Source organism: Arthrobacter sp. UYEF36 (assembly GCF_040547025.1).
GTDB lineage: Bacteria > Actinomycetota > Actinomycetes > Actinomycetales > Micrococcaceae > Arthrobacter.
Genome location: NZ_JBEPOX010000004.1, coordinates 66,787 through 93,426 on the forward strand (window position 1 = coordinate 66,787; position 26,640 = coordinate 93,426).

The 26,640-nt window shown below is 67.3% G+C and carries 25 protein-coding genes; 21 read left to right on the forward strand and 4 right to left on the reverse strand.

The window, feature by feature from the left end; translation table 11 throughout:
* Positions 1-33: 33 nt before the first annotated feature.
* Complete coding sequence (locus ABIB29_RS08140; RefSeq protein ID WP_354171708.1) at positions 34-579, reverse strand: hypothetical protein; 546 nt, start codon at positions 577-579, stop codon at positions 34-36.
* Positions 576-1,892: an MFS transporter gene (locus ABIB29_RS08145; RefSeq protein ID WP_354171710.1), complete on the reverse strand. Its 1,317-nt coding sequence runs from the start codon at positions 1,890-1,892 to the stop codon at positions 576-578. Before ABIB29_RS08145 ends, ABIB29_RS08140 begins: the two co-directional genes overlap by 4 nt.
* A gap of 120 nt (positions 1,893-2,012) precedes the next feature.
* On the opposite strand from ABIB29_RS08145, the gene ABIB29_RS19975 reads away from it, so the two are divergent.
* The 8 genes from ABIB29_RS19975 (at position 2,013) to deoC (ending at position 9,803) form a co-directional block, all read left to right on the forward strand.
* Positions 2,013-2,132, forward strand: a complete 120-nt coding sequence (locus ABIB29_RS19975; RefSeq protein WP_502915579.1) for a DUF8730 family Cys-rich protein — start codon at positions 2,013-2,015, stop codon at positions 2,130-2,132.
* 209 nt (positions 2,133-2,341) lie between these two features.
* Positions 2,342-2,908 carry a LacI family DNA-binding transcriptional regulator gene (locus tag ABIB29_RS08150; protein ID WP_354171712.1) on the forward strand — a complete coding sequence of 189 codons (567 nt, stop codon included), beginning with the start codon at positions 2,342-2,344 and terminating at the stop codon, positions 2,906-2,908.
* Between the two features lie 216 nt (positions 2,909-3,124).
* Positions 3,125-4,150: a LacI family DNA-binding transcriptional regulator gene (locus ABIB29_RS08155; RefSeq protein WP_354171714.1), complete on the forward strand. Its 1,026-nt coding sequence runs from the start codon at positions 3,125-3,127 to the stop codon at positions 4,148-4,150.
* Positions 4,151-4,183: 33 nt separating this feature from the next.
* Entirely contained in the window at positions 4,184-5,158 is a 975-nt protein-coding gene (locus ABIB29_RS08160) for a ribokinase (protein ID WP_354171716.1), read from the forward strand.
* A 56-nt stretch (positions 5,159-5,214) separates the two neighbouring features.
* Positions 5,215-5,619: a D-ribose pyranase gene (gene rbsD, locus ABIB29_RS08165; RefSeq protein WP_354171718.1), complete on the forward strand. Its 405-nt coding sequence runs from the start codon at positions 5,215-5,217 to the stop codon at positions 5,617-5,619.
* Position 5,620: 1 nt separating this feature from the next.
* Positions 5,621-7,111 (forward strand): sugar ABC transporter ATP-binding protein, encoded by a 1,491-nt coding sequence (locus tag ABIB29_RS08170; protein WP_354171720.1) that lies wholly within the window; start codon positions 5,621-5,623, stop codon positions 7,109-7,111.
* Positions 7,108-9,099 carry an ABC transporter permease/substrate-binding protein gene (locus ABIB29_RS08175; RefSeq protein WP_354171722.1) on the forward strand — a complete coding sequence of 664 codons (1,992 nt, stop codon included), beginning with the start codon at positions 7,108-7,110 and terminating at the stop codon, positions 9,097-9,099. Before ABIB29_RS08170 ends, ABIB29_RS08175 begins: the two co-directional genes overlap by 4 nt.
* A gap of 35 nt (positions 9,100-9,134) precedes the next feature.
* Entirely contained in the window at positions 9,135-9,803 is a 669-nt protein-coding gene (gene deoC / locus ABIB29_RS08180) for a deoxyribose-phosphate aldolase (RefSeq protein WP_354171724.1), read from the forward strand.
* A gap of 110 nt (positions 9,804-9,913) precedes the next feature.
* Here deoC and ABIB29_RS08185 read toward each other — a convergent pair whose 3' ends face one another.
* Positions 9,914-10,354 carry a MerR family transcriptional regulator gene (locus ABIB29_RS08185; RefSeq protein WP_502915580.1) on the reverse strand — a complete coding sequence of 147 codons (441 nt, stop codon included), beginning with the start codon at positions 10,352-10,354 and terminating at the stop codon, positions 9,914-9,916.
* 138 nt (positions 10,355-10,492) lie between these two features.
* Between ABIB29_RS08185 and ABIB29_RS08190 the strand changes: the two genes are divergently transcribed.
* The 8 genes from ABIB29_RS08190 (at position 10,493) to ABIB29_RS08225 (ending at position 19,373) form a co-directional block, all read left to right on the forward strand.
* A complete protein-coding gene (locus tag ABIB29_RS08190) occupies positions 10,493-12,016 on the forward strand; it encodes a SulP family inorganic anion transporter (protein ID WP_354171728.1) in 1,524 nt (507 codons plus the stop codon).
* 39 nt (positions 12,017-12,055) lie between these two features.
* Positions 12,056-12,496 carry a protein-tyrosine phosphatase family protein gene (locus ABIB29_RS08195; RefSeq protein ID WP_354171729.1) on the forward strand — a complete coding sequence of 147 codons (441 nt, stop codon included), beginning with the start codon at positions 12,056-12,058 and terminating at the stop codon, positions 12,494-12,496.
* 124 nt (positions 12,497-12,620) lie between these two features.
* Entirely contained in the window at positions 12,621-12,905 is a 285-nt protein-coding gene (locus tag ABIB29_RS08200) for a DUF1540 domain-containing protein (RefSeq protein WP_354171731.1), read from the forward strand.
* A 225-nt stretch (positions 12,906-13,130) separates the two neighbouring features.
* On the forward strand, positions 13,131-14,627 hold the full coding sequence (locus tag ABIB29_RS08205) for a pyridoxal phosphate-dependent decarboxylase family protein (protein ID WP_354172021.1): 1,497 nt from the start codon (positions 13,131-13,133) through the stop codon (positions 14,625-14,627).
* Entirely contained in the window at positions 14,624-15,994 is a 1,371-nt protein-coding gene (locus ABIB29_RS08210) for a lysine N(6)-hydroxylase/L-ornithine N(5)-oxygenase family protein (protein ID WP_354171733.1), read from the forward strand. The genes ABIB29_RS08205 and ABIB29_RS08210 overlap by 4 nt, the downstream gene beginning before the upstream one ends.
* Complete coding sequence (locus ABIB29_RS08215; protein ID WP_354171735.1) at positions 15,991-16,554, forward strand: GNAT family N-acetyltransferase; 564 nt, start codon at positions 15,991-15,993, stop codon at positions 16,552-16,554. The genes ABIB29_RS08210 and ABIB29_RS08215 overlap by 4 nt, the downstream gene beginning before the upstream one ends.
* Complete coding sequence (locus ABIB29_RS08220) at positions 16,551-18,455, forward strand: IucA/IucC family protein (protein WP_354171737.1); 1,905 nt, start codon at positions 16,551-16,553, stop codon at positions 18,453-18,455. Before ABIB29_RS08215 ends, ABIB29_RS08220 begins: the two co-directional genes overlap by 4 nt.
* A 177-nt stretch (positions 18,456-18,632) precedes the next feature.
* The gene (locus ABIB29_RS08225) at positions 18,633-19,373 is read left to right on the forward strand and encodes a Type 1 glutamine amidotransferase-like domain-containing protein (protein WP_354171739.1); all 741 of its coding nucleotides are present in this window, start codon (positions 18,633-18,635) and stop codon (positions 19,371-19,373) included.
* A gap of 9 nt (positions 19,374-19,382) precedes the next feature.
* Here the strand turns inward: ABIB29_RS08225 and ABIB29_RS08230 are convergent, their stop codons facing one another.
* Complete coding sequence (locus ABIB29_RS08230; RefSeq protein ID WP_354171740.1) at positions 19,383-20,489, reverse strand: GTP pyrophosphokinase; 1,107 nt, start codon at positions 20,487-20,489, stop codon at positions 19,383-19,385.
* Between the two features lie 228 nt (positions 20,490-20,717).
* On the opposite strand from ABIB29_RS08230, the gene ABIB29_RS08235 reads away from it, so the two are divergent.
* The 5 genes from ABIB29_RS08235 (at position 20,718) to ABIB29_RS08255 (ending at position 26,624) form a co-directional block, all read left to right on the forward strand.
* A complete protein-coding gene (locus tag ABIB29_RS08235; protein WP_354171742.1) occupies positions 20,718-21,512 on the forward strand; it encodes an alpha/beta hydrolase in 795 nt (264 codons plus the stop codon).
* Positions 21,513-21,555: 43 nt separating this feature from the next.
* Positions 21,556-22,947: a TrkH family potassium uptake protein gene (locus ABIB29_RS08240; protein WP_354171744.1), complete on the forward strand. Its 1,392-nt coding sequence runs from the start codon at positions 21,556-21,558 to the stop codon at positions 22,945-22,947.
* Positions 22,940-23,635: a potassium channel family protein gene (locus ABIB29_RS08245; RefSeq protein WP_354171746.1), complete on the forward strand. Its 696-nt coding sequence runs from the start codon at positions 22,940-22,942 to the stop codon at positions 23,633-23,635. Before ABIB29_RS08240 ends, ABIB29_RS08245 begins: the two co-directional genes overlap by 8 nt.
* A 78-nt stretch (positions 23,636-23,713) precedes the next feature.
* Entirely contained in the window at positions 23,714-25,063 is a 1,350-nt protein-coding gene (gene nhaA / locus ABIB29_RS08250) for a Na+/H+ antiporter NhaA (RefSeq protein WP_354171748.1), read from the forward strand.
* Between the two features lie 187 nt (positions 25,064-25,250).
* Positions 25,251-26,624: an MBL fold metallo-hydrolase gene (locus tag ABIB29_RS08255; RefSeq protein ID WP_354171750.1), complete on the forward strand. Its 1,374-nt coding sequence runs from the start codon at positions 25,251-25,253 to the stop codon at positions 26,622-26,624.
* The last annotated feature ends 16 nt before the right edge of the window (positions 26,625-26,640 follow it).

Here is a 26,640-nt window from a genome sequence, read left to right on the forward strand (position 1 = left end):
CTACAGGCTGTCGAAGACGTCTTACTGTGGCTTTCAGCCCTGCGGCCCCGGTCTGGTGGGGAACAACGGGCGGCAGTCGGTGCAGACGTCGTCGTCGGCATCCGGCGATCCGCTCCGGCCCAGCGTGACCTTGCGCTCCAGCTCCAGGCGGCCGTGCAGCGCCCAGGCCATCACGGCCAGGGACAGCAGCCCGACGGCGATCTGGGCTGCCGGAAGGGCCTCCCTCGTCGAGCTCGCCCACACCACACCGAAGAGGCCCAGGGCGGGCCAGCGCAGATCGCACAGCGTGGCCGCCGCGCCGATCGGTGCGTTCACATAGCTGCCTGCCAGAAAGCCGGCAAGGATCGACCCCGCACCCACCAGGGCGTGACCCGTCCAGCCGGTGCCGGCGCCGGCGATCATGCCGTTGGCGGCCATCAGGAAAACGGCGGCGAGGCCTGCCGCGACGACGGTCGCGGCCACGCGTGACCGGGACCAGCTGCGGAGTACCTGCGGGAGCTGCCGGACGCGGTTTAGTCCGGCGGGCGCCTGGTCCGTGCCCGGGGGGAGGTGCTGTTCGGGCTTGCTGCTGGCTGTCATGGCTGCTCCTGGTCCGGGGTGGGGCGTCGTGGCTGCCCGGCGGTCCAGATGATCACGGTGACCACCAGGGCGATGGAAAGGAAACCGAGCCCGGAATATCCGACGGCGGCCAGCACCGGCCCGGCCAGCGCGCCGCCGGTGGCCCCGGCTGCGTTCATGCTCAGGTCCGAAACGCCCTGGATCGCCGGACGGTCCTGCACATGGGCCGACTCGGCCACCAGGGCAGAGCCGGCAACCACCGAGGCGGACCAGCCCAGCCCCAGCAGGATCAGGCTCGCGGTCACGGCGGTGCCGGAGTCCGGCGCGACGCCGGCCAGCACCAGCGAAACCAGCAGCATGCCCTGGCCCAGCAGGATCGTCGGCACCCGCCCGGCCTTGTCCGCCATCCAGCCGAAAACGGGGGACAGGGCATACATCCCGGCGATGTGCAGGCTGATCGTCAGGCCGACCACCGTGAGGCTGGCCCCGTGGTCGCGCAGGTGCACGGGGGTCATCGACATGAGCGCCACCATCGTGGCGTGGCTGAGGGCGACGGCGGCCACCGCATACCGAGCCCTGGGGTTGCTTCGCAGAATCCGCAGCCCGCTCTTGGGCTGCGGCGCTTCCAGGTCGGGCACGCGGGAGGCCATGGCGGTGAGGAGGGGGTCAGGCCGCAGGCCGGTCGCATAAACGACGGCGGCCGCGAGCTGGGCGGCCACGGAGAAGGCGAACGCGCCCGTCAGCGGGGGCAGGCCAAGGGCGGCGCCGACGGTCTCGCCGGGACCAAAGAGATTCGGGCCCAGGACGGCGCCGATGGTTGTGGACCACACCACGATCGAGAGGTCCCGGCCCCGGGACCCGGGGCGGGCCAGATCGGTGGCGGCGAATCGGGCCTGCAGGTTCACTGCGGAGCCCGCCCCAAGGAGCATGAGGCCGAGCAGCAGCAACGGAAAGACGCCCAGCGCGGCTGAGGTGATGGCCGTGACGGCTCCCGCACCGGCAATCAGGGCGCCGGTGGAGAGTGAGACCCGCCGTCCGCGGGCCTGGGCCAGCCGGGCCAGGGGGACGGCGGCGAAGGCGGCGCCGAGGGTGCTCATCGTGGCGGCCATGCCGGACCACGCGTTGGACCCGGAGAGCTGTGCCGCCAGCAGGGAGCCGAGGGAAAGCGTCGCTCCCATGCCGATGCCGCCGAGGATCTGGCCTCCGACGAGGACGGAAACCACGCGGCGCTGGAGCCGCTGATTTTCCAGTCCGGGCGGGGCTGAGGCCGTTATGTGCCGCGGCTTGTCGGCCTGGTCCGGCTTCGAGCCTTCTGGCAGTTTCTGCGTGTCCATGCTGATCCTTTGGCGCTACCGGGTGGCTCCCCTGCGGCCGGGGACTTCTCCAATATACCCTATGGGGTATTATTGTCGTATCAGGTGCGGCACTCGCGGCACCCCGAAATTGGAGTTCATATGTGTGCTGCAGTTCGTTGTAATCGTTGTGGAAAAATCACCTGGGCCGGCTGCGGCGAGCACGTCGACTCGGTCATGGCCGATGTACCGCAGGATCAGCGCTGCACCTGCGACGACTAAAGGACGCGGTGCTGGCCGGAAAGCACCGGCGCCGCCCTCGCCCGTCAAACAGCAACGCGGGGTCACCTAACGCCGATCCACGGCCCCGGGATGGGCGCCAGGTGACCCCGTGTTGGGGTGAGGGCTAGAGTTCACCAGGGGGTAGACCCCAGGACGAAGTTTCAGCAACCGCCGCGAATCCGCGGCGCAGAAGTACCCGGGAGTCATCAGTGCGGCACGGATCCAAGCCCACCATCCGCGACGTTGCGGAGGCGGCAGGGGTGTCCCTGACCACGGTCTCCTACGTGCTGTCCGGCCGCCCCGGCGGAAATACCCGGATCAGCCAGCCCACCCAGGACCGCGTCCATGCCGCGGCCCATGAGCTCGGGTATGTGCCCAACCGGGCCGCCCGCGGGATGCGGCGCGGACGCACCGACGTCGTGGCCGTGGCGATCACCGACCTCGACGATTCCGGCGACCGCGCGCTCGCCGCGGCGGCAGCCAGGATCCTGCCCCGGCGCGGCTACCAGCCGGTCATCCTGGTGGGCGACAGCTGGCGGCAGTTCATGCTCTCCGGCGGCGCCGACGGCGTCATTCTCGGCTCCGTGCCGGCGGACCGAACCACCGAAGACCTCGAGACGATGGCGGAACTCGTCGAGCGCGGCGTTGCCCTGCTGGTTTTCTCGGACACCCCGCAGCAGGACGGCGTCGACTTGCTCCCGCCAGGGACCGCCGGGACGGCGGACGCTGTCGCGGAGCTCGCCGTCGCCCGGCTGCTTTCCCGGCTGCAGGATTAGGCGCCCCGAGCCCAAGGACCGGCCGCCGGCGTCGGTCCGGAGGATTCCCTCACCGTCCGTGCGGCAGAAACAGCGTGGAGAACCTGCCCTTGTCATCTCAACTGAAAACGTTTACAGTATTCAAATGCCGACGTGAGTTGATTCACAGGCGGCGCCTTATGCCGGTCCGGAAGGGCCGGACCAGCAGACCCGGCCGACTCAAAGGAGAGGGCATCCGTGGCAAACATCCATGACGTGGCTAGACGTGCCGGCGTGTCGATCGCCAGCGTCTCGCGCATGCTGGCAGGGGAAAACGTCCGGAGCGCCGAGGCGATCCGGCGGGCCATCGATGATCTCGGCTACCGGCCCAACGCCAGTGCCCGCGGCCTGCGCCTGGGTAAGCACCACAGCATTGCCGTGATTGTGCCCGACATCTCCAACCCTTACTTCGCCGCCCTGGTCCGTGGCATCGAGGAACGGGCCATGACGCAGGGTTTCCGCATCATCGTGGCCAGCAGCGATGAGCAGTTCAGCGCGGAATCGGAGCTCCTGGGAAACCTCATCGACGCCGTCGACGCCGTCGCGATCGTCCCGGCCGAGGAAGGCGACCGCACCCGCAGGATGCTGGCGGACCTCAACAAGCCGGTGGTGCTGATCGACCGGATGGTGGGGGAGGAGCCGGGCTTCGACCTGGTCCATGTGGACAATGCCAGCGGTGCTAAGGCCGCCGCGGAGTATCTCCTGTCGCTGGGGCACCGCAGGATCGGCATTATCAGCGGACGCCAGGACACCGTTCCGGGACGGGTCCGGCACCAGGTCTTCCTTCAGGCCCTGGCCGACGCCGGCATCCAGATCCCGGCAGAAGCCGTCAAAATCGGCGAATTCAGCCGTGACTTCGGGCGCCGCGCCGCCCAGGAGCTGATCGAACAGGAACTGATCGGCCGGCCCGCCGGAATCACGGCCCTGTTCGTGGGCAACAACACCATGGCCCAGGGTGCCCTGCTCTCCCTGCACGCCGCGGGGGTATCCATCCCCGGACAGCTTTCCTTCCTTTGCTTTGACGACTTCGACCTTGCGGAACTGCTCCCCGCGCCCGTCACCGTGATCTCACGGCCCGCCATTGCGGAGGGCCACGCGGCCGCGGACCTCCTGCTTAAACGGATTGAACATTTCGGCAGCCCCAAGCAGCCACCCCTGGAGCACAAAGTCCTGCCGGTGAGCCTGACCATCCGGCAGTCCTGCGCCTCTCCTGCCTCCAACTGACGCCCCACCTGACCTCATCATTAAGGAACCCCCATGACCACAACTGTGCCCGGAAACGGGAATGTACTGGTGATCGGCAGCATCACCTGCGATCTGACCAGTTTCAGCGACCGGCTCCCCCAGCCGGGGGAAACCGTCCTCGGCAACGCCTTCACCATGGTCCTCGGCGGCAAGGGTGCCAACCAGGCCCTGGCGGCGGCACGCGCCGGGAGCCAGGTCTCCCTGATCGGAAGCGTGGGCAACGACGGCTTCAGCGAGCTGGTCCTCGGGACCCTGGCCGAGGAACACATCGACACCACGCACGTGATGCGCACGGAAGGACCCACCGGAATCGCCCACATCCGGGTGGACGCCTCAGCGGAGAACGACATCGTGATGATCCCGCTCGCCAACTCCCGGCTGAGCCCCGGCCACATCAGGGATGCCCTTGACCAGTTTCAGCGTCCCGCCAACGTGGCCCTGATCCAGCTGGAAATCCCGCACGAATCCGCGCTGGAAGCGGCACGTGCGTGCAAGGCCCGCGGCATCACCGTGATTCTTGATCCTGCCCCGGCCCCGGCCGCGCCCCTGGACGAGGACTTCTGGGCCCACGTGGACATCGTCACCCCCAACGAGACCGAAGCGCGTCTCATTACTGGAATCGCGGTATCCGACCACGAATCCGCCACCGCGGCCGGACGCTGGTTCACCGACCGCGGCGTGCGGCGCGCCGTCGTCACCCTGGCCGGGGCCGGCGCCGTCGTCGTTGAACGGACTTCCGCGGACAGCACGGCCGTGACCCTGCGGGAACCCTTCCGTGTCACGGCGGTGGACACCACAGCCGCCGGCGATGCCTTTGCCGGTGTGCTGGGCAGCGCGCTGGCCGAAGGGCTGGACTGGGATGAGTCGCTGCGTCGCGCCATGGCCGGCGGCGCGCTGGCGGTCACCGTGGCCGGCGCCAGCCCGAGCCTGCCCCGGCGCGACGCGATCGACTCGTTCCTCGCCGCCCAGACGGCCACAGCCCGCTGACCGCGGGCAACCAGACCACCCCGAAGTCCCATCCTCTACAACGCAGTGGAGCAACTATGCGCAAAAACAGCGGTACCCTCAACGCATCCCTCGCCCGGGTCATCTCAGAACTGGGCCATACCGACGAACTCGTCGTGACCGACGCCGGCCTGCCGATTCCGGCCGGAGTGGAACGGATCGATCTCGCCCTGACGGCCAACGTCCCGCGGTTCCTCGAGTGCCTGGACGTGGTCCTGGCAGAAGTCGAGGCGGAAGGCGCCATCGCGGCGTCGGAGATAGCCGAACACAGCCCTGAACTCCTTGAGGCCCTCAAGGAACGGCTCGGCGACCACGGCATTCCGCTCGAACTCGTCCCCCACACGGAATTCAAACAGCGGACCAGGAACTCCAGGGCCGCCGTCCGGTCCGGCGAATTCACCCCCTACGCCAACGTGATCCTTGTGGCCGGAGTGGTGTACTGACATGACAGTCACCCTCAGCGGCATCACCAAGTCCTTCGGGCCAAACCGCGTGCTCCGCGGTGTGGACCTCAGCATCGAACCCGGCGAAATCGTGTCCCTCGTTGGGGAAAACGGGGCCGGAAAATCCACCCTGACCCGGATCATCGCCGGGGCCTACCAGCCCGATTCCGGCCAGATCATCCTGGACGGCGAGGTGCGGAAGTTCAGCGGGCCGCAGGACGCCATGGCGTCCGGCGTCCAGGTCATCTACCAGGAGCTGAAGAACAACCTGTTCCCGCAGCTGGACGTCGCCTCGAACATCTTCGCCCACGACGGCGCCGGCGAGTTCGGCCGGATGTTCGTCAACAAGGACAAGATGCATGCCCGCGCCGCCGAGCTCCTGAGCCAGGTGGGGATCGACGTCGACACCCGCCTGCCCGTGGGAAAACTCAGCTTCGGTCAGCAGCAGCTCGTCCAGCTCGCGCGCTGCCTCAACCACTCGGTCAAGCTGCTCATCCTCGATGAGCCAACGGCGGCCCTGGACGACCGCGAATCGGAACTCCTGTTCGCCCAGGTCCGCAAGATCCAGGCCGCCGGTGTCGCCGTTATCTACATCAGCCACCGGCTCCCGGAGGTCTTCGCCCTCTCCGACCGCATCGTGGTGATGCGCGACGGCCGCGTGTCCAAGACCGGCACCGCCGCCGAGCTGACCGAAGCCGCCGTCGTGGCGGCCATGGTGGGCGGCGAAGTGGAGAACTTCTACCCCAAGGAACACCACGCCACGGACCGGGTGCGGCTCGACGTCCAGAACCTCGAATCGGCCGGCGTCAACGGGGTGTCCTTCAAAGTCCACGCCGGCGAAGTCCTCGGCATCGGCGGGGTCATGGGCAGCGGAAAGGGGGATGTCCTCCGGGCCCTCTTCGGCCTGGACGACGCCGCGGGCACCGTCAGCATCGACGGCAATCCGCTCACCCTGAAGTCACCCCGGCATGCCATCAGCGCCGGTGTGGCCTACCTGACCCCCGACCGGCAGGCGGAGGGACTCACCCTCGCCCAGCCGATTTCGCACAACGAGTCCCTCGCCACCCTCGGGGCCATCACCCGCAAGGGGATCGTGGCACTCAAACGCGAACGGGACCGGTGCCAGGAAATTTCCACCCGGCTGAGCGTCAAATGCAACAGCATTGACGACGCCGTCGGGACGCTTTCCGGCGGCAACCAGCAGAAGGTCCTCCTGGCCCGCTGCTTGCTGGGCAACCCGGCGATCCTGCTGATGGAAGAACCCACCCGCGGCGTCGATGTCGGCGCCAAGGCGGAGATCTACTCCATCATCAACGACGTCGCCGCCCAGGGCGTCGCCGTCGTCCTTGTCTCGTCAGACCTTCCCGAACTTGTCGAAATGTCGGACCGGGTGCTGGTCATGCGCGGGGGCAGCATCAACGCTGAACTGTCCTCCGACGCCCTGACCCAGCAGTCCGTCCTGGAACACGCAATGGAGACCGTATCCCGATGAAAAAAATATCCCTCTTCAACGACCAGCTGCGCGCGGTGTGGATGCTGGCCTTCGTGGCCATCGCGCTGGTGTTCGCCACGCCCCTGTTCCTGCAGCCCTCCAACATGCTCAACGTGCTGCTCACGGCCGCCGTCGTCGCCCTGATCGCCGCAGGCCAGACCTACGTGATTATCCTCGCGGAGATCGATCTGTCCGTCGGCGCGGTCCTTGGCTTCAGCGCCATCACCACCGCGAGCGTCATCAGCCAGTACGGTGTTGTCGCCGGACTCGCCGCGGGCCTCGCGGTCGGCGCACTGGCGGGCCTGATCAACGGTGTGCTGGTCACCAAAGCCAAGATGCCCTCGTTCATCGCCACCCTGGCGACCATGTCCATCTTCGCCGGCCTCACGCTGCAGTTCTCCCAGGGCAACCCCGTCAAGGTGACGGACGCGGCGTTCCTGGCACTGGGCCAGGGCAACCTCCTCGGCATCCCCACGCCCATCTGGATCATGCTGGTCCTGGGCGTGCTCTTCGGCTACATCCTGGCCCGCACCCGCTTCGGCCGCGAACTCTACGCCACCGGTGACAACGCCGACGCCGCCCGACTCGCCGGCATCAGCACGGACCGGGTCAAGATCATGGCCTTTATGATCTCCGGTGTCCTCGCCGCCACCGCCGGGTTCATCCTCACCGCCCGCCTCGGGACGGCGCAGCCCACCGCGGGCACGGGCCTGGAACTCGCCGCCATCGCCGCCGTGATCATCGGCGGCACCAGCCTTGCAGGCGGCCGCGGGGCACTGCTGGGCACCCTCGTCGGCGCAGTGCTGCTGGCAATGATCGACAACGGGCTTAACCTGCTCAACGTCTCCCCGTTCCTGCAGAGCGTCGTCAAGGGCGCCGTGATCCTGCTGGCCGTGTTCGTGGACCGCAACTCCGGTGTGCTGATGCGGATCTTCCGGCCCGGTCCGGCCAGGACTGAAGCAGCCGCGACGGCGACCGCAGCCGGCACCGGCGGCCCGGCGCCGCTCCTTCCGAAGGTTGCCATGATCTCGGTGGTGGCCCTCCTGCTGGTCGGTGCCGGCGTCACCACAGCAGTACGCTCCACTGACGACGGGAGCGCGGGGGCGCAGCAGAAATCAGCCACCCTTGTCATTTCCACACTGAACAACCCGTTCTTCGTCTCCGTGGGGGACGGCGCCAGGGACCAGGCCGCGAAGCTGGGCGTGGCCCTGGATGTGCAGAACGCCAACAACAACGACACCGCATCCCTCAACCAGGCCACCACCGCGCTGGTCAAGAAGCCCGGTGTGCTGCTGCTGGACCCGACGTCGAGCGAAGCCGGCGGGTCGATCACTGTCAAAGCCAACCAGGCGAACGTTCCCGTTGTCGCGTTCGACCGTGTCCCGGATCAGGGCAAGCTGGCAGCGTTCATCGGTTACGACGCCGTCCAGGCCGGCAAGAACGGTGCCGCGGCCCTCTGCGAAGCGGTCGGCGGCGCCGGCAAGGTGGCCGAACTCCAGGGCCTCCTTGGCACCAGTGTTGCCCGGGACCGGTCCGAGGGTTTTAAAGCCGGGATGAAGGAATGCCCCGGCGTCGAGGTGGTGGCCGTGCAGTCCGCGGACTTCGACCGCGGTAAGGCACTGGATGTCACCACCAACATCCTCCAGGCAAACCCGGGCCTCACCGGGATCTACGGCGCTAACGACGAGATGGCGCTCGGAGCAGTGGCCGCCGTCAAATCCCGCGGCCTGCTGACCACCATCAAAATCGTCGGCAACGACGGCATCGGCGATGCCCTGGCCGCCGTGAAGAGCGGGGAGATGTACGCCACGAACGCCGAATCCCCGTTCGCCCTGGGCCAGGAAGTCGCCAAGATCGGCCATGCCGTGGCCAGCGGCGAGAAAGTCGAAGAGTCCCGGGTGTTGCAGGGCAAGCTCGTCACTGGCAGCGGCGTCGAGGACTTTTGCTCGTACCTGCGCGGCATCGGCGACACGGCCACTTGCAAATAGCGCCACCCACTTTCCCCGCACCTCCAAGGAGAATCATGACTGAACTGAATGCGGCCGGCCTGGCCGCGATGGTGGACCACACCTTCCTGCAGTCCACGGGAACCAGGGCCGAGGCTGAGCACGCTGCTGCCGAAGCCGCCCGGCTGGGTGCCTACTCAGTGTGCGTTTCGCCGTCGATGCTGCCGCTGGCCAGCACCGGCGCCCGGATCACCGCCGTGTGCGGCTTCCCGTCCGGCAAACACCACAGCAGCGTCAAAGCCGCTGAAGCGGCCGAGGCCGTGAGCAACGGCGCCCACGAGATTGACATGGTGATCGACGTCGGAGCGGTCCGGTCCGGTGACTACGCCGCCGTCGAACGCGACATCGCGGCCGTCCGCGAGGCCGTCCCGGCACCCACGGTCCTCAAGGTCATCCTCGAAACGGCGGCGCTGACGGACGAGCAGATCGTGCGCAGTTGTGCCGCCGCCGAAAGCAGCGGGGCCGACTTCGTCAAGACGTCCACGGGTTTCCACCCGGACGGCGGAGCCACGGTGCACGCAGTTGAACTGATGGCGCGGACGGTGGCGCCGCGTCTTGGGGTCAAAGCGTCCGGCGGCATCCGTGACTGGGCCGCAGCGCAAGCGATGATCGCAGCAGGCGCCACCCGGCTGGGGCTGTCCGGCACGGCAGAGGTCCTCGGCGGCGGACGCAGCACCGGGTACTGAACCCCAACCCCCTGTGGGCCGCAGTGGGCTCGACCCGCAGGGGGTTGGCCTGCAGCCGTGCAGCCGCAGTGCGCTCGACCCGCAGCGGCCATCTGGTCGTGGCTCCGGGGTCAGCGGACCCGTTGGCCCAGCATCGCAATGAATTCGTCGGCCTGGCTAAGGTTGCGGGCCATCTTGGCGCGCTGGTGTTCGGCCCGTTCGAGGAATTCGGCCAGCCGGGCCGGGGGGCCTGCGCCTTCAGCGCCGGCCCCATCCGCGCTGTCCGCCGTGCCCTCCGTGCCCAGCAGTCCGAGGATGTCCGCCATCTCCTCAAGGGAGAAACCCAGCGGTTTCATTTGCTTGATCAGCATCAGGCGCGACGCGTCTGCCTCGGAAAAGACCCGGAAACCGCCCTCGGTGCGGGCGGTCGCGGGCAGGAGCCCGACGTCGTCGTAATGCCGGATGGTCCGCAAAGACAGCCCTGTGCGTTCTGCGAGTTCACCAATGTGCATTGTGCTGCCGGTCTGTGCGGTCACTGGGCCCCTTCCTTCGTGCCGCTTAAACCCTACCATCACGTTAGGGTAGAGTTTTGGGGAGTGGTGAGACCGCCAAGACCGGTCCCGCTCTCTTCCGGCGCGGTGCTGCGTCCCCACAAGCTTCGAAAAATGAGGGCGCCCATCGCGTCTTCTTGACCATGAACGGAGCCAGCAATGGCCGTCACCAAAGCCGAACACCCCCCGGTGTTCACTCCTGAGCAGCTTCAATCCGTCCGGGGAACCCTGAAGTCTCCGCGCAGGCTCAAAACCGAGGTCCTCGCCGGACTCGTCGTCGCCTTGGCCCTGATTCCGGAGGCGATCGCGTTCTCGATCATTGCCGGCGTCGATCCCCGACTGGGACTGTTCGCCTCCTTCACGATGGCCGTCACCATTGCCTTCGTCGGCGGCCGTCCGGCCATGATTTCGGCGGCCACCGGCGCGATCGCCCTGGTCATCGCCCCGCTGGTGAAGTCCCACGGCGTGGACTACTTCATCGCCGCCGTGATCATGGCCGGCATCTTCCAGATCATCCTCGGCTTGTCCGGGGTGGCGAAGCTCATGCGGTTCATCCCGCGCTCGGTAATGGTCGGCTTCGTCAACGCCCTGGCCATCCTGATCTTCCTGTCCCAGGTCCCCGAACTCCTCGGGGTCCCCTGGCTGGTTTATCCGCTCACCGCGCTGGGGCTTGTGATCGTCTTCGGCCTGCCGAAGCTCACCAGGGCTGTCCCGGCCCCGCTTGTCGCGATCGTGGTCCTGACTCTGATTACCGTCTTCGCCGCCCTCGCGGTTCCCACCGTGGGCGACAAGGGCGAGCTCCCCGACTCCCTGCCGACACTGTTTATCCCGAATGTCCCGTTCACGCTCGAGACGCTGCAGGTGATCTTCCCGTTCGCCCTTGCCATGGCGTTCGTTGGACTGCTCGAATCCCTCATGACGGCGAAGCTCGTCGACGACGTCACGGACACCCGATCCCACAAGACCCGCGAGGCCTGGGGCCAGGGCGTCGCGAACATTGTGACAGGCTTCTTCGGCGGCATGGGCGGCTGCGCGATGATCGGCCAGACCATGATCAACGTCAAAGCCTCCGGCGCCCGCACCCGGATCTCGACTTTCCTCGCCGGAATCTTCCTGCTCATCCTGGTGGTGGTCCTGGGTGACATTGTCTCCGTGATCCCCATGGCCGCCCTGGTGGCCGTGATGATCTTCGTGTCGGTCGCGACCTTCGACTGGCACAGCATCCACCCCCGCACTCTCAAAGCGATGCCCAAAAGCGAAACCATCGTTATGGTCGCCACCGTCATCGTCACCGTCGCCACCCACAACCTCGCCATCGGCGTTGGCGTCGGCGTCCTCGTCGCCATGGTGATGTTCGCCCGCCGGGTCGCCCACTTCGTCACCGTCGAACGGTCGGTCAAGACCATTGGTGGCCATGAAACGGCCACCTACGTGGTGGACGGAGAACTGTTCTTCGCTTCCTCCAACGACCTCTACACCCAGTTCGAATACGCCTTGGATCCCGCGCACGTGGTCATCGACATGCACGCCTCCCACCTCTGGGATGCCTCGACCATCGCAGCCCTGGACGCCATCACCGCGAAGTACCACCACCACGGCAAGGACGTGAAGATCGTTGGGCTCAACGACGCCAGCATCCTGATGCGCCAACGTCTCGGCGGAAAGCTCGGCGCCGGCCACTAGGCGGTGCGGGCTGCCGGCGGAAGGTCTACGCTCAGGACCATGACGCAGACCTGGGATCCTGGCGAGGGCGGAGTCCTGGAACTTCCCTCCGGCCGGCTTATCCGCGGCCGTGCGCTTCTCAGGCCGCTTCCCGCCGGGCCGCGGCCTGAATTTGGCCTGTACCTGCTGGGAAGGCGCCCCGCCCCGGTGTCATGGGAATCCCGGTGGGTGCGCTGGCGGGACCTGCGTGTGCCGGCCGACGACGCCGACACCCTGGACGCGCTGACGGAGGCCTGGCGCCGGGCCGAGACCGAGCGGGTTGAAGTCGCCTGCTGGGGCGGCCGTGGCCGGACCGGCACCGCCCTGGCTTGCCTCGCGGTCCTGGACGGTGTCCCGCCCGCGGAGGCCGTAGCCTTCGTGCGGGCGCACTACCGCCGCGGCGCCGTCGAGACCCCGTGGCAGCGGAGGTACGTCGCCCGGTTCCAGAGCCCCGAGGCATAGAGCGCCAGCTGCATCCCGGCGGCATTAGGGCACACAATTGGGTCTTTTTGTTCGCTGAGAAGCGGCCTACCGTGGACGGACGGAGCCGCTCACTCAGGGTGGCGAAACCACGGAGGAATTACCAATGACGACGCACGTAGCCGACTGCAGCGTGACCAATTGCTCCTTCAACGACCATTCAAACTGTAACGCCGCCGCCATCACTGTCGGCGGCACCGAAGACCACGCTTCCTGCGCCACCTTCATCGATATCGGCGTGCACGGCGGGCTGCCCAAGGTGCTCGCCGACGTCGGCGCCTGCCAGCGTTCCGAATGCGCCCACAACGACCACCTGATGTGCAAGGCCGCCGAGGTGCATGTGGGTCCAGGGGTCGACAATGCCGATTGCCTCACCTACGCCCACCGGTAGGCCGCCCACAGATAACCCGCACGCGCCGTCCATCAGCCACAGGATGCCACCTCCAGGGAATTAAGTCACACTAGTTTGACGTTAAGGCTCACCTAAGTAAGGGTTAGCTTAGTCGATGCTGTCTAACGCCAAACAAAGGATTCCCCTGTGGCGCCCGTAACCCCTGTGGATGTTCACCCCGTGCCTCCGGGCACCCGGACCGGGCCCGGGTCCCCGGCCCGGCGCATGCAAAATGCCGCCGCCCACCTCTTCACTGCCCGCAATGCCGTCGGATACACGGCCGAGGTGCTCCGGGGCGTGACGGCGGTCGCCGCCAAGGTCTCGAGTTGCAGGCGCCCGTTTACCGGGGTCACTCCCGGCGAGCTGAAGAGCCGGGTCGATGGCGTGGACCTGGGCACCCCGCTGGGGGATACCGCAGCCGCCCTCGAGGAGCTGGAGGACGTCTACCTCCGGGATGCCGTGTATTTCCACGACGTCAAGTACGCGGCGCACTTGAACTGTCCCGTGGTGATCCCGGCCCTCGTTGCCGAGGCTGTGCTGTCCGCCGTGAATTCCTCGATGGACACCTGGGACCAGAGTGCGGGCGCCACCATGATCGAGCGGCGTCTCATCTCCTGGGCCGCCGGGCAGCTCGGGCTAGGTGATTCCGCGGATGGTGTCTTCACCTCGGGCGGGAGCCAGTCCAATTTCCAGGCGCTGCTGCTGGCCCGGAACCAGGCCGTGGAATGGCTGAAGCTGGACCCGGAACATGACGGGCTCCGGCTGCCGTCCCTCCTGGAGAAGCTGCGCATCTTCGCCTCCGCGGACAGCCACTTCAGCATCCGGAAGTCCGCGGCCATGCTGGGACTGGGGTACGACGCCGTCGTGTCCGTTCCCTGCGGACAGGACCACCGGATGGATCCGGAGGCGCTGGCCGGGGAACTGGCCCGGGCCCGGAATGAAGGGCTCGTCCCCGTGGCGGTGGTGGCCACGGCCGGGACCACAGACTTCGGGGCCATTGATCCGCTGGACGAGCTGGCCGCGGCGGCCCGCGAGCACGGTGCCTGGTTCCACGTCGACGCAGCCTACGGCGGCGGGCTGATGGTGTCCGGGAGGCACCGGCACCTGCTTGACGGCGTCCACCGGGCGGATTCGGTCACCGTCGACTTCCACAAGACCTTCTTCCAGCCGGTCAGCTCGAGCGCCCTGCTGGTCCGGGACGCGGCCACGCTGCGGCACGTGACCTACCACGCCGACTACCTGAACCCGGCCACCGCCGTCGACCGCCCCAACCAGGTAGACAAGAGCATTCAGACCACGCGCCGTTTTGATGCCCTGAAGCTCTGGCTGACGCTGCGGATCATGGGAGCCGATGCGCTCGGGACGCTCTTTGACGGGGCCATTGATCTGGCGGCGGGCGTGGGTGCCGTCCTGGCAGCTGATCCCGATTTTGAGCTCGCCGCCCCGCCGCAGCTCAGCACGCTCGTGTTCCGCTACCGTCCGCTGCAGCAGGACGACTGCCGGCTGTTCGAAGACACGGCGGACCGCCTCAACCAGGACATCCGCTCCGCTGTCTTCGCCTCCGGCGAGGCCGTGGTGGCCGGGACCACGGTCGCCGGCAGGCACTACCTGAAGTTCACCCTGTTGAACGCCGAGGCCGGCGTGGAGGACATCCGCAGCATCATCGAGCTGCTCCGGAGCACCGGGGCATCGCTGCTGGCCGCCGCGGAGGTGTCCGTATGAGCGCCGGTGCCCCCAGCGCAACGCAGCGCGTCCACGACTTCGCCGCCATCGGCGTCGGGCCCTTCAACTTGGGCCTCGCGGCGCTGAGCGAGCCCATCGACGGGCTGGCCGGCATCTTCCTCGAGCGCCGGGAATCCTTCGACTGGCACCCGGGCATGATGCTGGAGCCGGCCCATCTGCAGGTCCCCTTTATGGCCGATCTGGTGACCCTGGCCGACCCCACATCGCCCTTCTCGTTCCTGAATTTCCTGAAGCAGACCGGACGCCTGTACCGCTTCTACATCCGGGAGAACTTCTACCCGCTGCGCGCCGAGTACAACCAGTACTGCCAGTGGGTGGCGGGCCAGCTGGACTCCGTCCGGTTCGGCACGGAGGTGCTGGAGATCAGCCACGACGACGGCGTGTACCGCCTGGCCCTGGAAGGCCCGGAGGGGCCCGAGGTCCTGCACGCGCGGCGGCTGGTGCTGGGCACCGGCACCTCGCCCTATGTTCCGCCGGCCTGCGACGGCATCGCGGACGCCGGGGGACTCGTCCTGCACAACGCCGAGTACCTGCTGCGGAAAAGCGAACTGCAGCGGCGGCGGAGCATCACGATTGTGGGCAGCGGCCAGAGCGCCGCCGAAATCTTCTACGAGCTTCTGCAGGAGATTGACGTCCACGGCTACCGGCTGAACTGGGTCACCCGTTCGGGCCGGTTTTTCCCGCTTGAGTACACCAAGCTGACGCTGGAGATGACGTCGCCGGAATACGTGGACTACTTCCACGCCCTGCCGCAGGAACAGCGCGACGGCCTGATCGAGAGCCAGAAGAACCTCTACAAAGGCATCAACGCGGAGCTGATCGACGCCATCTACGACCTCCTTTACACCAAAAGCCTCGCCGGCATGGTGGACACCCAGCTGCTGACCCACTCGGCGCTCACGGGCGCGGCCTGGGACCCGGCATCGGCGTCGCACACCTTGCAGCTGCGGCACGAGGAAACGGGCGCCGACTACGCGCTGGACACCGAAGCCGTGGTACTCGCCACCGGCTACGGCTACCGCGAGCCGGAGTTCCTCGCCGGCGTGCAGCACCGGATCGCACGGGACAGCAGCGGCCGGTTCGCCGTGGACCGCAACTACAGCACCGGCGTCGAACCCGGGGAGATCTTCGTCCAGAACGCCGAGCTGCACACCCATGGCTTCGTCACCCCGGACCTGGGCATGGCGGCGTACCGCAACTCCTGCATCCTGCGGGAAATCACCGGCCGGGAGGTCTATCCGGTGGAGCAAAGCATCGCGTTCCAGCAGTTCGGCCCGCCGCCGGGGACGGCGCGGCAGGGGGCCGCGCGCGGCGGTGCCCGGGCAGCGGCGGGAGGGCCGGCGTGAGCTTCACCTTCCGCGACCTGGACCCGGTGGCCGACGCGCCGCTCCTGCACTCGTGGGTGACCCAGCCGTACGCCACTTTCTGGGACATGCTGGGCTGCACCGTTGAGGACGTTGCCGAGGAGTACTCGAAGATCCAGTCCAGCGGCCACCACCACGCGCTGCTGGGGCTCGACGACGGCGTCCCCGCCTTCCTGACGGAGGCGTACCTTCCGGACTCGTCGCCGCTGGCCGGGGTGTATGCCGTCCGGCCCGGCGACCTCGGGATGCATCTGCTGGTTGCCCCGCCGACCGGTCCGGCTCGTCCCGGCTACACCACGAGGGTGATGGACGCCGTCCTGGAGCTGCTGTTCGGCGACCCGGGCGTGGAACGCATCGTGGTGGAACCCGACGCCCGCAACACAAAAATCCACCTCCTCAACGCCCGGCTGGGTTTCCTTCCCATCGGGAAGGTGGCACTGCCCGGGAAGCGGGCGCTGCTCAGTTTCTGCAGCCGGGAGGCTTTCCACGCCGCCCGCCTTGACCTTCATTCGTCCCCGATCCGCCAGGGAGCACCGCTATGACCATCGCTGAACTTGAATCCGTCCTGACCGCCGGCAATGCCACCGCCCACCTGAGCCCGGAACGCTGGGCCGCCGCAAACCGGCACGTGGTCCGCAAGGCGCTCGCCGAGTTCTCGCACGAACGGATCCTCACGCCTGAAATTCTCACCCCTGAAGGGCCTGAAACTGAACCCGCCCACTACCGTGTCACCAGCGACGACGGGTCCGTGGAATACCGGTTTTCGGCCCGGAAACTGGAGCTCGACCACTGGTCCATCGCGGACATGTCCATCCGCCGCCTCGCAGCGCGGGCATATCCCGACATGCCCACGCCAGGGGCTGAAGAATGGGCATGTCCCGCGGGGCAGGAGACGGAGCTCGATGCCCTGCGCTTCATCACCGAGTTCCGGGACACCCTGGGGATCCGCGAGGAGATGCTCCCGGTCTACCTCGAGGAAATCAGCAGCACGCTCGCCAGCCACGCCTACAAGCAATGGATTGGCCAGCCCTCCTCCGAGGAACTGGCGGCGGGCGTGACCGGCGGGGCCGACGCCGCCATCGACTTCCAAACCATCGAACGGAGCATGACCGAAGGCCATCCGTGCTTCGTGGCCAACAACGGGCGGCTGGGCTTCGGGATCACGGACTACCGTTCCTTCGCCCCGGAGGCCGGCGCCCCCGTGCAACTCGAGTGGATCGCGGTGCACCGGACCAAGGCCGTCTTCACGTCCGCCTCGGGCCTGAGTTACCGGAACCACCTCGACGCCGAGCTGGGGACGTCCGCCGTCGTGCACTTTGACGCCGAGCTCGGCACCCTGGGCCTGGACCCGGCGGACTACTTCCTAATGCCGGTCCACCCGTGGCAATGGGACAACAAGCTCTCCGTGACGTTCGCCGCGGAACTGGCGAGGCAGCACATCGTGCATCTCGGGATCGGGGCGGACAGCTACCAGGCCCAGCAGTCCATCCGGACGTTCTTCAACACGGTCTCGCCGGAGAAATGCTACGTCAAGACGGCCATGTCCGTGCTGAACATGGGCTTCATGCGGGGACTGTCGCCGCAGTATATGAAGGCCACCCCCGCCATCAACGACTGGCTCCACAGGCTGATCCTCAGCGACGCCACCCTGCAGCGCCGCGGACTGAAACTCATCCGCGAAGTCGCCGCCATCGGCTACCACAACGGCTACTACGAGGCCGCGGCGCCGAAGGAGTCGCCGTACCGGAAGATGCTGTCGGCTTTGTGGCGGGAAAGCCCGCTGCCGCTGCTGGCTGACGGGCAACAACTGGCCAGCATGGCGTCCCTGCTGCACGTCGACGCCGCGGGAAAACCGATGGTGTCCGCGCTCATCGAGCGTTCCGGACTGGAGCCTGCGGAGTGGCTGCGCCGGTACTTCGAGGCCTATCTCGTCCCGCTGGTCCACTGCCTCTATGCCTACGAACTGGCCTTTATGCCGCACGGCGAGAACGTCATCCTGATCCTCGAGAACGGCGTCCCGGTCAGCGCCGTGATGAAGGACATCGCCGAGGAGATCGTCGTCATGGGTGACCGCCTGGAGCTGCCCGAGGAGGTGGCCAGGATCAAGGCCGAGATCCCCGACGAGGAGAAGGTCCTGGCCATCTTCACCGACGTCTTCGACTGCATCTTCCGGTTCCTCAGCGCGCTGCTGGAGGACGACGGCCAGCTCAGTGGCGAGCAATTCTGGGAGACCGCCGCGGCCGTCCTCCGGACTTACCAGGGCAAGCACCCCGGGCTCGCAGACCAGTTTTCCCGGCATGAGCTGTTCGCCGAGGACTTCCCGCTGTCCTGCCTCAACCGGCTGCAGCTGCGCAACAACCAGCAGATGCTGGATTTGACCGACCCGTCCGGCGGGCTGCAGATGGCCGGCCGGCTGCAGAACCCCCTGGCACGGTTCGCCTGAGGCCGCCCTCGACGCCGGAATTTCCCCACCTTTGAAGTCGGCGCCCCGCGTGTCGAACCGACCCGCCCATGAGTACCGGCGTCGCTGTTCCAAAGGTGGGGGGAATCCGCGCAGGCAGGGAGGCTTCGGTACGCTCGACTCCTAGACCGCATTTTCCCCGACCCAGGATGGAATTTTATGGCTGCCGAAAGCCCGACAATCCTTGCGACCTCCGGTGGCTTCAAGCCGGGGGTTCGGACACGTCTGGAATTCAACAAGCTGGTCCATCACGCCGTGGACTTGTCCGGAGCCACCGGCCGGGCGCCCAGGGTTGCCCACGTCGGCACCGCCAGCGGGGACCAGCGCTGGTTCAACAATGAGATCAGCGAAGCGGGGAACGCCGCCGGCTTCCACCTCACCCACCTGAACCTGTTCACCATGCCCAACGTCGGGAACGTCGAGGAATACCTGCTCGGCCAGGACGTCGTCTGGGTGAACGGCGGTTCGGTCGTGAACCTCCTCGCCGTGTGGCGCGCCCATGAGCTGGAGGCGATCTTCCGGCGCGTCTGGGAGGCGGGAGTCGTCCTTGCCGGGGTCTCGGCGGGTTCGATCTGCTGGTTCAAGGGCGGGACGACCGATTCGTTCGGTCCCGAGCTTCGCGCTGTGGGCAACGGACTGGGACTCCTCCCGTACGATAACGGGGTCCATTACGACTCCGAAGCCGCACGCCGGCCCCTTGTGCACCGTCTGGTGGCGGACGGAACCTTGGGCGAGACCCACTGCACCGACGACGGCGTGGGCCTGCTGTACCGCGGGACCGAACTGGTCGGGGCGGTCACGGAAACGCCGGGCAAAGCAGCGTACCGGGTGCGGCTGGTCCACTCCGGGGACTCAACCGCCGAAGTGCTCGAGGAACGCCTGGAGCCGGGCGAGCTGTAGGCCCGCCCCCTACCCCTGCGTCAGCCGGTAGCGCTCAATCTGCTTCAGCCGCCGCTGGAGGCTGTCTCGCCGCGGGTGCGGGACGGCGTCGGCCGGTTCGGCGGTGAGGTCGATGTGTTTGGTGCCGTACTGCCAGAGCAGCAGGTCATCCAGGAGCCGGTCCGGGCCGGGGGAGTAGCGGTGGTCCAGCGCCCTGCGGACCTCGGTGATCCGGTTGGCGCTGAGCAGCCCGGCCAGTTGCATGGTCTGGTTGAGGCCGTGGGCGGCCATCAGCTCGGCGGCCCAGCCCCAGTCGTCGTCGACCTTCCGGTCCACGTGCGGGAGCAGCGTGCGCCAGACATCGCGGATCCGGTTCGGAGTGAGCTGCGCGGCACCTTCGCCGTCCATGTCCCAGTAGCTGCGGACCTCTTCGTAGCGTTCGTGCAGGTCGGCGAATGCCCCCTCCACCGTTTCCAGCATGGCTGCGGTGGCGGTGAACTGGCGGTCGAAGTGGGGGGTCCAGGCGCGCGGATCCTCGGCCTTGAAACGGATGTCATGCTCGATTTCACTCCAGGCGTGCGCGAACACGGTGCGGATCTGGCATTCGAAGAAGTAGCTGCCGTTCGGCTGGATCTCCGGGTTGTAGGCGTGCTGATACTCCTTGACGGCCTCGTTCTGGATGGTCCGCAGGATCAGGTGGCGGCTGGAATAGCCGTAGGTCCCCGATTCGATGGAGCCGATGTCCTTCTCGCGGTCACCGCGGCAGTCGAAAAGCTGGCGCTGGCGCTTGATCAGGTTGGCCACCACCGCGTTTTCCGTCGGCAGCTTCGTGATCACCCGGATGCCCACCATGTCATTCAGGGTTCGGAACGGATCCGGGAACTTCAGCACCGGCGGGCCGCCCGGTTCCAGCGGCTCCTCAATGCGGGAGATCTTCTCGCGGAAGGATTCGACCGTCTTGGTGCGGCCGGTGACGAACAGCGGCGTCACCTCGGTGCCCTTGAGCATGCTCCGCAGCGTCAGCAGGACCTCGCGGGTGACCAGCTTCAGGGCAGGGCGCACCCGCTCGTAGAGTTCCACGTTTTCCTGCACGGACTCGCGCAGTTTCGGGTCCAGTCGATCCCAGTTGCTCGCCATGCCTCCAGCTTACGGCCGGGGTGCGACGGCGGAGGGGCTGACACCCGCGGGGGCCGTCCGGACCGGCCGCCCCACCGGGCCGGTGCCGCTTGGCGCCGTGCCGCGCAGCGCTCAAGGTAGGCTCCTCACATGGCTGATGTGCGGCGTCGGGCTTTGATCACGGCCGCAGCGACGGTGACTCTGGGGGCAGTCTCCGCCGCCTGTTCACCGGGCCCCAAGGAGGACACAGTGAAGCGGCATAGGTACAGCTACGGCGATGACCCCAGCCAGTGGGGGGAGCTCTTCCTGCCGGATTCTGCCGTCACGAAGGGCGTGGTGGTGGTCATCCATGGCGGCTACTGGCGCTCGCAGTACGGCGCGGAACTCGGCGAACCCCTGGCCAAGGACCTCGCGGCGCACGGCATGGTCGCCTGGAACCTGGAGTACCGCCGTGCCGGCAACGGCGGCGGCTGGCCACATACGTTCTCCGACGTGCTCGCCGGAATCGACAAGCTCGGCGACATTGCCGGTGAACATGGCCTGGGCCTGGACAGGGTTGTGGCGCTGGGTCACTCCGCCGGCGGGCACCTTGCGGTCTGGGCGGCGGGCCGGTGCCGCCTCGCCCAGCTCGGAGCCCCGGACGCGGACCGCCAGCTGCTGCGCAAGCACAACGACGGCGCGGTGCACCTGACCGGCGTCGTCAGCCAGTCCGGGGTACTGAACCTCGCTGAAGCCGAACGCCTGAACCTCAGCAACGGCGCCGTCAGCAACCTGCTGGGGGGTTCCTCCGAGAAATACCCGAAACGGCATAAGTTTGCCGACCCGATGAGCGCAGTGCCGTTGACGGTCCCTGTTTATGCCGTCCACGGCACAGACGACGACGATGTCCCCGCCAGCCTGTCGGACTCCTACGCGTCGGCGGCAAAGTCCGCCTGTGCTCCGGTCCAGCTCCTGAAGGTCCCGGGCGACCATTTCGCCCTGATCGACCCAAAGGCCGCCGCCTACCGGAAGTGCCGCGAACTCGTACAGCTTCTGCTCGCCTGAAACCCGTCCGCCGCGGCCGCCGGCCAGTGGTAGCGTGGCGCCTATGCGAGTCGAAGTTCCCGTAGTTCCGCGCGCCCTGGCTGCGGGCTACGCCAGGGTCATCCGGAGGTTCGCTCCTCGCCACCCTGCCCAAGTGATCGTGCTGGGCTTCGCCGCGGCCGTCGCGGTCGGGACCGGGCTGCTGATGCTCCCGGCGGCCAAGGCAAACGGGGGCGGGGCAAGCCCGCTGGAGGCGCTGTTCACCGCCACGTCCGCCGTCTGCGTCACGGGCCTGATCACCGTGGACACACCCGTCTTCTGGAGTGGATTCGGCCAGGTGGTCATCCTGGTCCTCATCCAGATCGGTGGCTTCGGGGTGATGTCCTTCGGCACGCTGCTCGGGGTGCTGACTGCGCGGCGGCTGGGCCTGAAGTCCCGGATATCTGCCGCCGCAGAGACGAAGAGCAGCGGCTTCGGTGATGTCCGGCGCGTGCTGCTCGGTGTCCTGCTCATCAGCGTGATCGTGGAAGCAGCGCTGGCACTGATTCTCACGGTCCGCTTTATGGCCGGGTACGGCTATGCGCTGGGCGACGCGGTCTGGCATGGCGTATTCCACTCCATCTCGTCCTTTAATAACGCCGGCTTCGCCTTGTATTCGGACAGCCTGATGCGGTTCGTCGGCGATCCCTGGATCTGCCTGCCGATCGCCGCCGCGGTGATAATTGGCGGACTCGGATTCCCGGTCCTCTTCGAACTGGGCCGGCAGTACCGGCGTCCGATCCACTGGAGCATGAACACCAAACTCGTCGTCGTCGGCTCGGGCATCCTCCTGGCCGGCGGGACCGTTTTCCTCACCGCCCTCGAATGGGCCAACCCGGCAACCCTGGGCGGTCTCCATCCGGCCGAGCGCATGCTGGCCGGCTTTTTTCAGTCCGTCATTACCCGTACCGCAGGGTTCAACAGCATCGACATTGCCCAGATGAATCCGGTGTCCTGGCTGGGCATGGACATCCTGATGTTCATCGGCGGCGGCCCGGCCGGTACGGCCGGCGGCCTGAAGGTCACCACGTTCGCGGTGCTGTTCTTTATCCTCAGTACCGAATTGCAGGGCGGGACGGCCGTGAACATCTTCGGCAAGCGACTGTCCCGCGCGGTGCACCGCCAGGCCATTACCGTGGTGCTGCTGGCGATCGCCCTCGTCACCGGCTCCACGATGTTCCTGATGCTGATCACCGACTTCGGGCAGGAACGGATCCTGTTTGAGGTCATTTCGGCCTTCGCCACGGTCGGGCTGTCCACCGGCATCACCGCCGCGATTCCCCCCGCCGGACAGCTCGTGCTGATTTTGCTCATGTTCGTCGGGAGGCTGGGTCCGGTCACGCTGGGTGCGGCCCTGGCCCTGCGCGAACGACCCACACTTTACGAGTACCCCAAAGAAAGGCCCCTCATTGGCTAGGAATATCTTCTCGTCCCACTCCGCGGCCGCCAGTGACAAGGCGTCCTCGGTGGTGGTCATCGGCCTGGGCCGCTTTGGCGGCTCGCTTGCACTGGAACTGGAAGCGCAGGGTACGGAGGTGCTCGGCATCGACGCCAGCGAAGAAGTCGTCCAGTCCTACAACGGGCGCCTCACCCACGTGGTCAGGGCCGATTCCACCAAGGAAGAGGCGCTGCGCCAGCTCTCGGTCCACGAATTCGACCGTGCGGTAGTCGGGATCGGCTCGGACATCGAAGCCAGCATCCTGACCACATCGCGGATCCTGAAATTCAAGCGTCCGCAGATCTGGGCGAAGGCCATCAGCGAACCCCACGCCGAAATCCTGGGCCAGCTCGGTGTCGAGCACGTCATCCGGCCGGAACACGACATGGGCAAGCGCGTTGCACACCTGGTCCTGGGCTCAATTCTTGACTACGTGGAATTCGAGGACGATTTCGTTATGATCCGCACCAGCCCGCCGGCCGCGGTCCGCGACCGGCCGCTGGGCGTGCTCGGGCTCCGGGACAAGTTCGGAGTTACTATCGTGGCCGTGAAACGGCCCGGCGGCACCTGGGGCCACACAACGGCGCAAACGGTGCTCTACGACGATGACCAGATCATCGTCCAGGGCAGCAAAGTCAAGGCCGAACGGTTCAGCACCATGCCGTGAGCGACTAGACTGGGAGGCAGGTGCGCCGGGAAGTCTGGTCGGCATAGTTCTGTCGACCCAACTTTTAGGACTCCCCGCATGAGCCCCACGCCTCCCCCCACCCGGCCGCGCATGACGATCTTCAGCCGTGGCAGCTACGCCGAATCCCTCCGGATCGGAGAGATCCTCCGCAAGGAGACCGTCGGCGGCGCCCTCCTGGTGGCCGCAGCGGTGATCGCCCTCATCTGGGCCAACTCACCCGCTTCCGAGAGCTACTTCGCCCTGCGGGACTTCAAGTTCGGCTACGAACCGTGGCACTTGGAACTCAGCCTCGGCGCCTGGGCGGCCGACGGGCTGCTGGCGATCTTCTTCTTCCTGGTCGGACTCGAACTCAAACGTGAGTTCATCGCCGGTGACCTGCGCCAGCTGAACAAATCGATCGTTCCGGTCGCAGCGGCCGCCGGCGGCGTCATCATCCCGGCCGTGATTTACATCGTCGTCAACCTCGCAAGCCCGGAGACCCTGCGCGGCTGGGCCATCCCCACCGCCACCGACATCGCCTTCGCCGTCGCCGTGCTGGCCATTATCGGCTCGCATCTGCCCAGCGCCCTGCGGATCTTCCTGCTGACCCTGGCCGTCGTGGACGACCTGATCGCCATCACCATCATCGCCATCTTCTACACCAGCGACCTCCAGCTGACGCCGCTGCTGCTGGCCCTGATCCCCTTGGCCCTGTACGCCTACCTGGCGCATAAGTACCGGCGTTTCTTCGGGATGAAGGCCCCCGCCGCGTGGCTGATTCTGCTCCCCATCGGTGCTGTTACGTGGGCACTCGTCCATGCCTCGGGGATCCACGCCACCGTCGCAGGTGTGCTGCTCGGCTTCGCCGTTCCCGTCCTGCGCTCCCAGGCCAGCGGTGGACCCGAGTCCGGTCCGGGACTCGCGGAGATCTTCGAACACCGGTTCCGCCCGATCTCGGCCGGCGTCGCCGTCCCGATCTTCGCGTTCTTCTCCGCAGGCGTGGCCGTGGGTGGCTGGGACGGACTGGTTTCGGCGCTGACCGACCCGGTGGCCGTCGGCATCATCCTGGCGCTGGTCCTCGGCAAGCCAATCGGCATCATGGGCACCACCTGGCTGCTCACCAAGATCACCAAGGCCCGGCTGGACACCAGTTTCAAGTGGATTGACATCTTCGGAGTGTCCCTGCTGGCCGGCATCGGCTTTACCGTCTCGCTCCTCGTGGCCGAGCTGAGCTTCGGCCAGGGCAGCCTCCACGACGACCACGCCAAGGTGGGCATCCTTGCGGCCTCCGTGCTGGCAGCCCTGCTGGCCATGCTGGTGCTGCGGGCCCGGAACCGGCACTACCGGCAGGTCCAGGAGGCGGAGAAGGTCGACGCGGACATGGACGGGATTCCCGACGTCTACCAGCAGGACGGCCCCGCGCGGTAGCCCCGCCGGGCCACGCGGGTACCCCCTCCGGGCCACGCGGGTACCCCCTCCGGGCCACGCGCCGCCGTGCGATGCCGGTCTCGGTCCCGGATTGGGGCTTGCGTTCATACCCCAGGGGGTTTGATCATGGAGAGTGCGCAGCCGGCCGCCCGCGGCCGTCCTTTCCTTGACCAGCCAGGAGTGAATCATGGACGTCGTTGTCATTGAGACCACCCAACTCGGGGACCGCAGCTATCTTGTCCATGACGGCTCCGTGGCGCTGGTCATCGACCCGCAGCGGGATACGGACCGCGTCGAGGCGGCCGCCCGCGACGCCGGAGTGACCATCACCCATGTTGCCGAGACGCATATCCACAACGACTACCTCACCGGCGGCCTCGAACTGGCCCGGGCGCACGGTGCCAGCTATCTCGTGAACGCTGCCGACCCGGTCAAATTCGAGCGGCAGCCGATCACGGACGGGCAGACGGTCCGGGTCGGTTCGCTGACGGTCAAGGCCCTCGCCACACCCGGGCACACCCACACCCACCTGTCCTTCATCGTGGACGACGGCGGGCAGCAGGCCGTATTCTCCGGCGGAAGCCTGCTCTTCGGCTCGGTCGGCCGGACGGACCTGGTGGGCGCCGAGGACACGCTCGGGCTGACGCATGACCAGTACACTTCGGTGCGCCGGCTCGTCGGGGAGGCCGCGCCCGAAGCCGCGTTGTTCCCGACCCACGGGTTCGGCTCCTTCTGCTCCTCCGGTCCGGCGAGCGGTGCCGGATCCTCCACCGTCGGCGAACAGCTCAGCAGCAACCATGCCCTGACGGACCCGGACGAGGACCATTTCGTCCAGGAACTCATCGCGAACCTCACGGCCTATCCCTCCTACTACGCCCACATGGGCGTCACTAACGCGGCCGGCCCCGGCCCGGCCGACCTGACCGTTCCGGAGTCCCTTGATGCCGCGGAACTCCTGCGCCGGCTGGAGGGCGGCGAGTGGGTGGTGGACCTGCGCCGCCGCGTGGCCTTCGCCAGCAACCACCTGCTGGGCAGCGTGAGCTTCGAATACGGCACCAGCTTCAGCACCTACCTGGGCTGGATCCTGCCCTGGGGCGAGCAGCTGACCCTCGTGGGATCCCGCGAGGACGTGGAACAAGCCATCCGCGACCTTTCCCGGATCGGCATCGACTCCCCGGATGCCGCCCTCGGAACGGACCCGCACGCACTGGCTCCCCGCGCCGCTCTTGCCTCCTACCCCCGCGTGGGCTGGGACGGCGTGCTCGCCGGCAAGGCTCCCGGGGACACCGTCGTCGACGTGCGGCGGGCCGACGAGTACGCCGAGTCGCGGGTGGCCGGAGCGCTCAACGTCCCCCTGCATGAACTGCTGCGGCGGCTCGATTCCGTCCCCGCCGGGAAGCTGTGGGTGCACTGCACGTCCGGCTACCGGGCCGGCACTGCGGCGAGCCTGCTGCAGCGCGCCGGCAGGGATGTGGTCCACATCGACGCGAACTTCGACGACGCCGGGCCCGCCGGAATCCCGGTGGAGAACGCCCCCGGGTCCGCGGCCTCTTCGGCCTGAACGAAACACCCGCACG

What these genes read in the sequence shown, in the direction of transcription:
- ABIB29_RS08140 (WP_354171708.1), bottom strand. Translation starts at nt 579, where the DNA reads ATGACAGCCAGCAGCAAGCCCGAACAGCACCTCCCCCCGGGCACGGAC.
- ABIB29_RS08145 (WP_354171710.1), bottom strand. Translation starts at nt 1,892, where the DNA reads ATGGACACGCAGAAACTGCCAGAAGGCTCGAAGCCGGACCAGGCCGAC.
- ABIB29_RS19975 (WP_502915579.1), top strand. Translation starts at nt 2,013, where the DNA reads ATGTGTGCTGCAGTTCGTTGTAATCGTTGTGGAAAAATCACCTGGGCC.
- ABIB29_RS08160 (WP_354171716.1), top strand. Translation starts at nt 4,184, where the DNA reads ATGACCACAACTGTGCCCGGAAACGGGAATGTACTGGTGATCGGCAGC.
- rbsD (WP_354171718.1), top strand. Translation starts at nt 5,215, where the DNA reads ATGCGCAAAAACAGCGGTACCCTCAACGCATCCCTCGCCCGGGTCATC.
- ABIB29_RS08170 (WP_354171720.1), top strand. Translation starts at nt 5,621, where the DNA reads ATGACAGTCACCCTCAGCGGCATCACCAAGTCCTTCGGGCCAAACCGC.
- ABIB29_RS08175 (WP_354171722.1), top strand. Translation starts at nt 7,108, where the DNA reads ATGAAAAAAATATCCCTCTTCAACGACCAGCTGCGCGCGGTGTGGATG.
- deoC (WP_354171724.1), top strand. Translation starts at nt 9,135, where the DNA reads ATGACTGAACTGAATGCGGCCGGCCTGGCCGCGATGGTGGACCACACC.
- ABIB29_RS08185 (WP_502915580.1), bottom strand. Translation starts at nt 10,354, where the DNA reads ATGGTAGGGTTTAAGCGGCACGAAGGAAGGGGCCCAGTGACCGCACAG.
- ABIB29_RS08190 (WP_354171728.1), top strand. Translation starts at nt 10,493, where the DNA reads ATGGCCGTCACCAAAGCCGAACACCCCCCGGTGTTCACTCCTGAGCAG.
- ABIB29_RS08195 (WP_354171729.1), top strand. Translation starts at nt 12,056, where the DNA reads ATGACGCAGACCTGGGATCCTGGCGAGGGCGGAGTCCTGGAACTTCCC.
- ABIB29_RS08200 (WP_354171731.1), top strand. Translation starts at nt 12,621, where the DNA reads ATGACGACGCACGTAGCCGACTGCAGCGTGACCAATTGCTCCTTCAAC.
- ABIB29_RS08205 (WP_354172021.1), top strand. Translation starts at nt 13,131, where the DNA reads ATGCAAAATGCCGCCGCCCACCTCTTCACTGCCCGCAATGCCGTCGGA.
- ABIB29_RS08210 (WP_354171733.1), top strand. Translation starts at nt 14,624, where the DNA reads ATGAGCGCCGGTGCCCCCAGCGCAACGCAGCGCGTCCACGACTTCGCC.
- ABIB29_RS08220 (WP_354171737.1), top strand. Translation starts at nt 16,551, where the DNA reads ATGACCATCGCTGAACTTGAATCCGTCCTGACCGCCGGCAATGCCACC.
- ABIB29_RS08225 (WP_354171739.1), top strand. Translation starts at nt 18,633, where the DNA reads ATGGCTGCCGAAAGCCCGACAATCCTTGCGACCTCCGGTGGCTTCAAG.
- ABIB29_RS08230 (WP_354171740.1), bottom strand. Translation starts at nt 20,489, where the DNA reads ATGGCGAGCAACTGGGATCGACTGGACCCGAAACTGCGCGAGTCCGTG.
- ABIB29_RS08240 (WP_354171744.1), top strand. Translation starts at nt 21,556, where the DNA reads ATGCGAGTCGAAGTTCCCGTAGTTCCGCGCGCCCTGGCTGCGGGCTAC.
- nhaA (WP_354171748.1), top strand. Translation starts at nt 23,714, where the DNA reads ATGAGCCCCACGCCTCCCCCCACCCGGCCGCGCATGACGATCTTCAGC.
- ABIB29_RS08255 (WP_354171750.1), top strand. Translation starts at nt 25,251, where the DNA reads ATGGACGTCGTTGTCATTGAGACCACCCAACTCGGGGACCGCAGCTAT.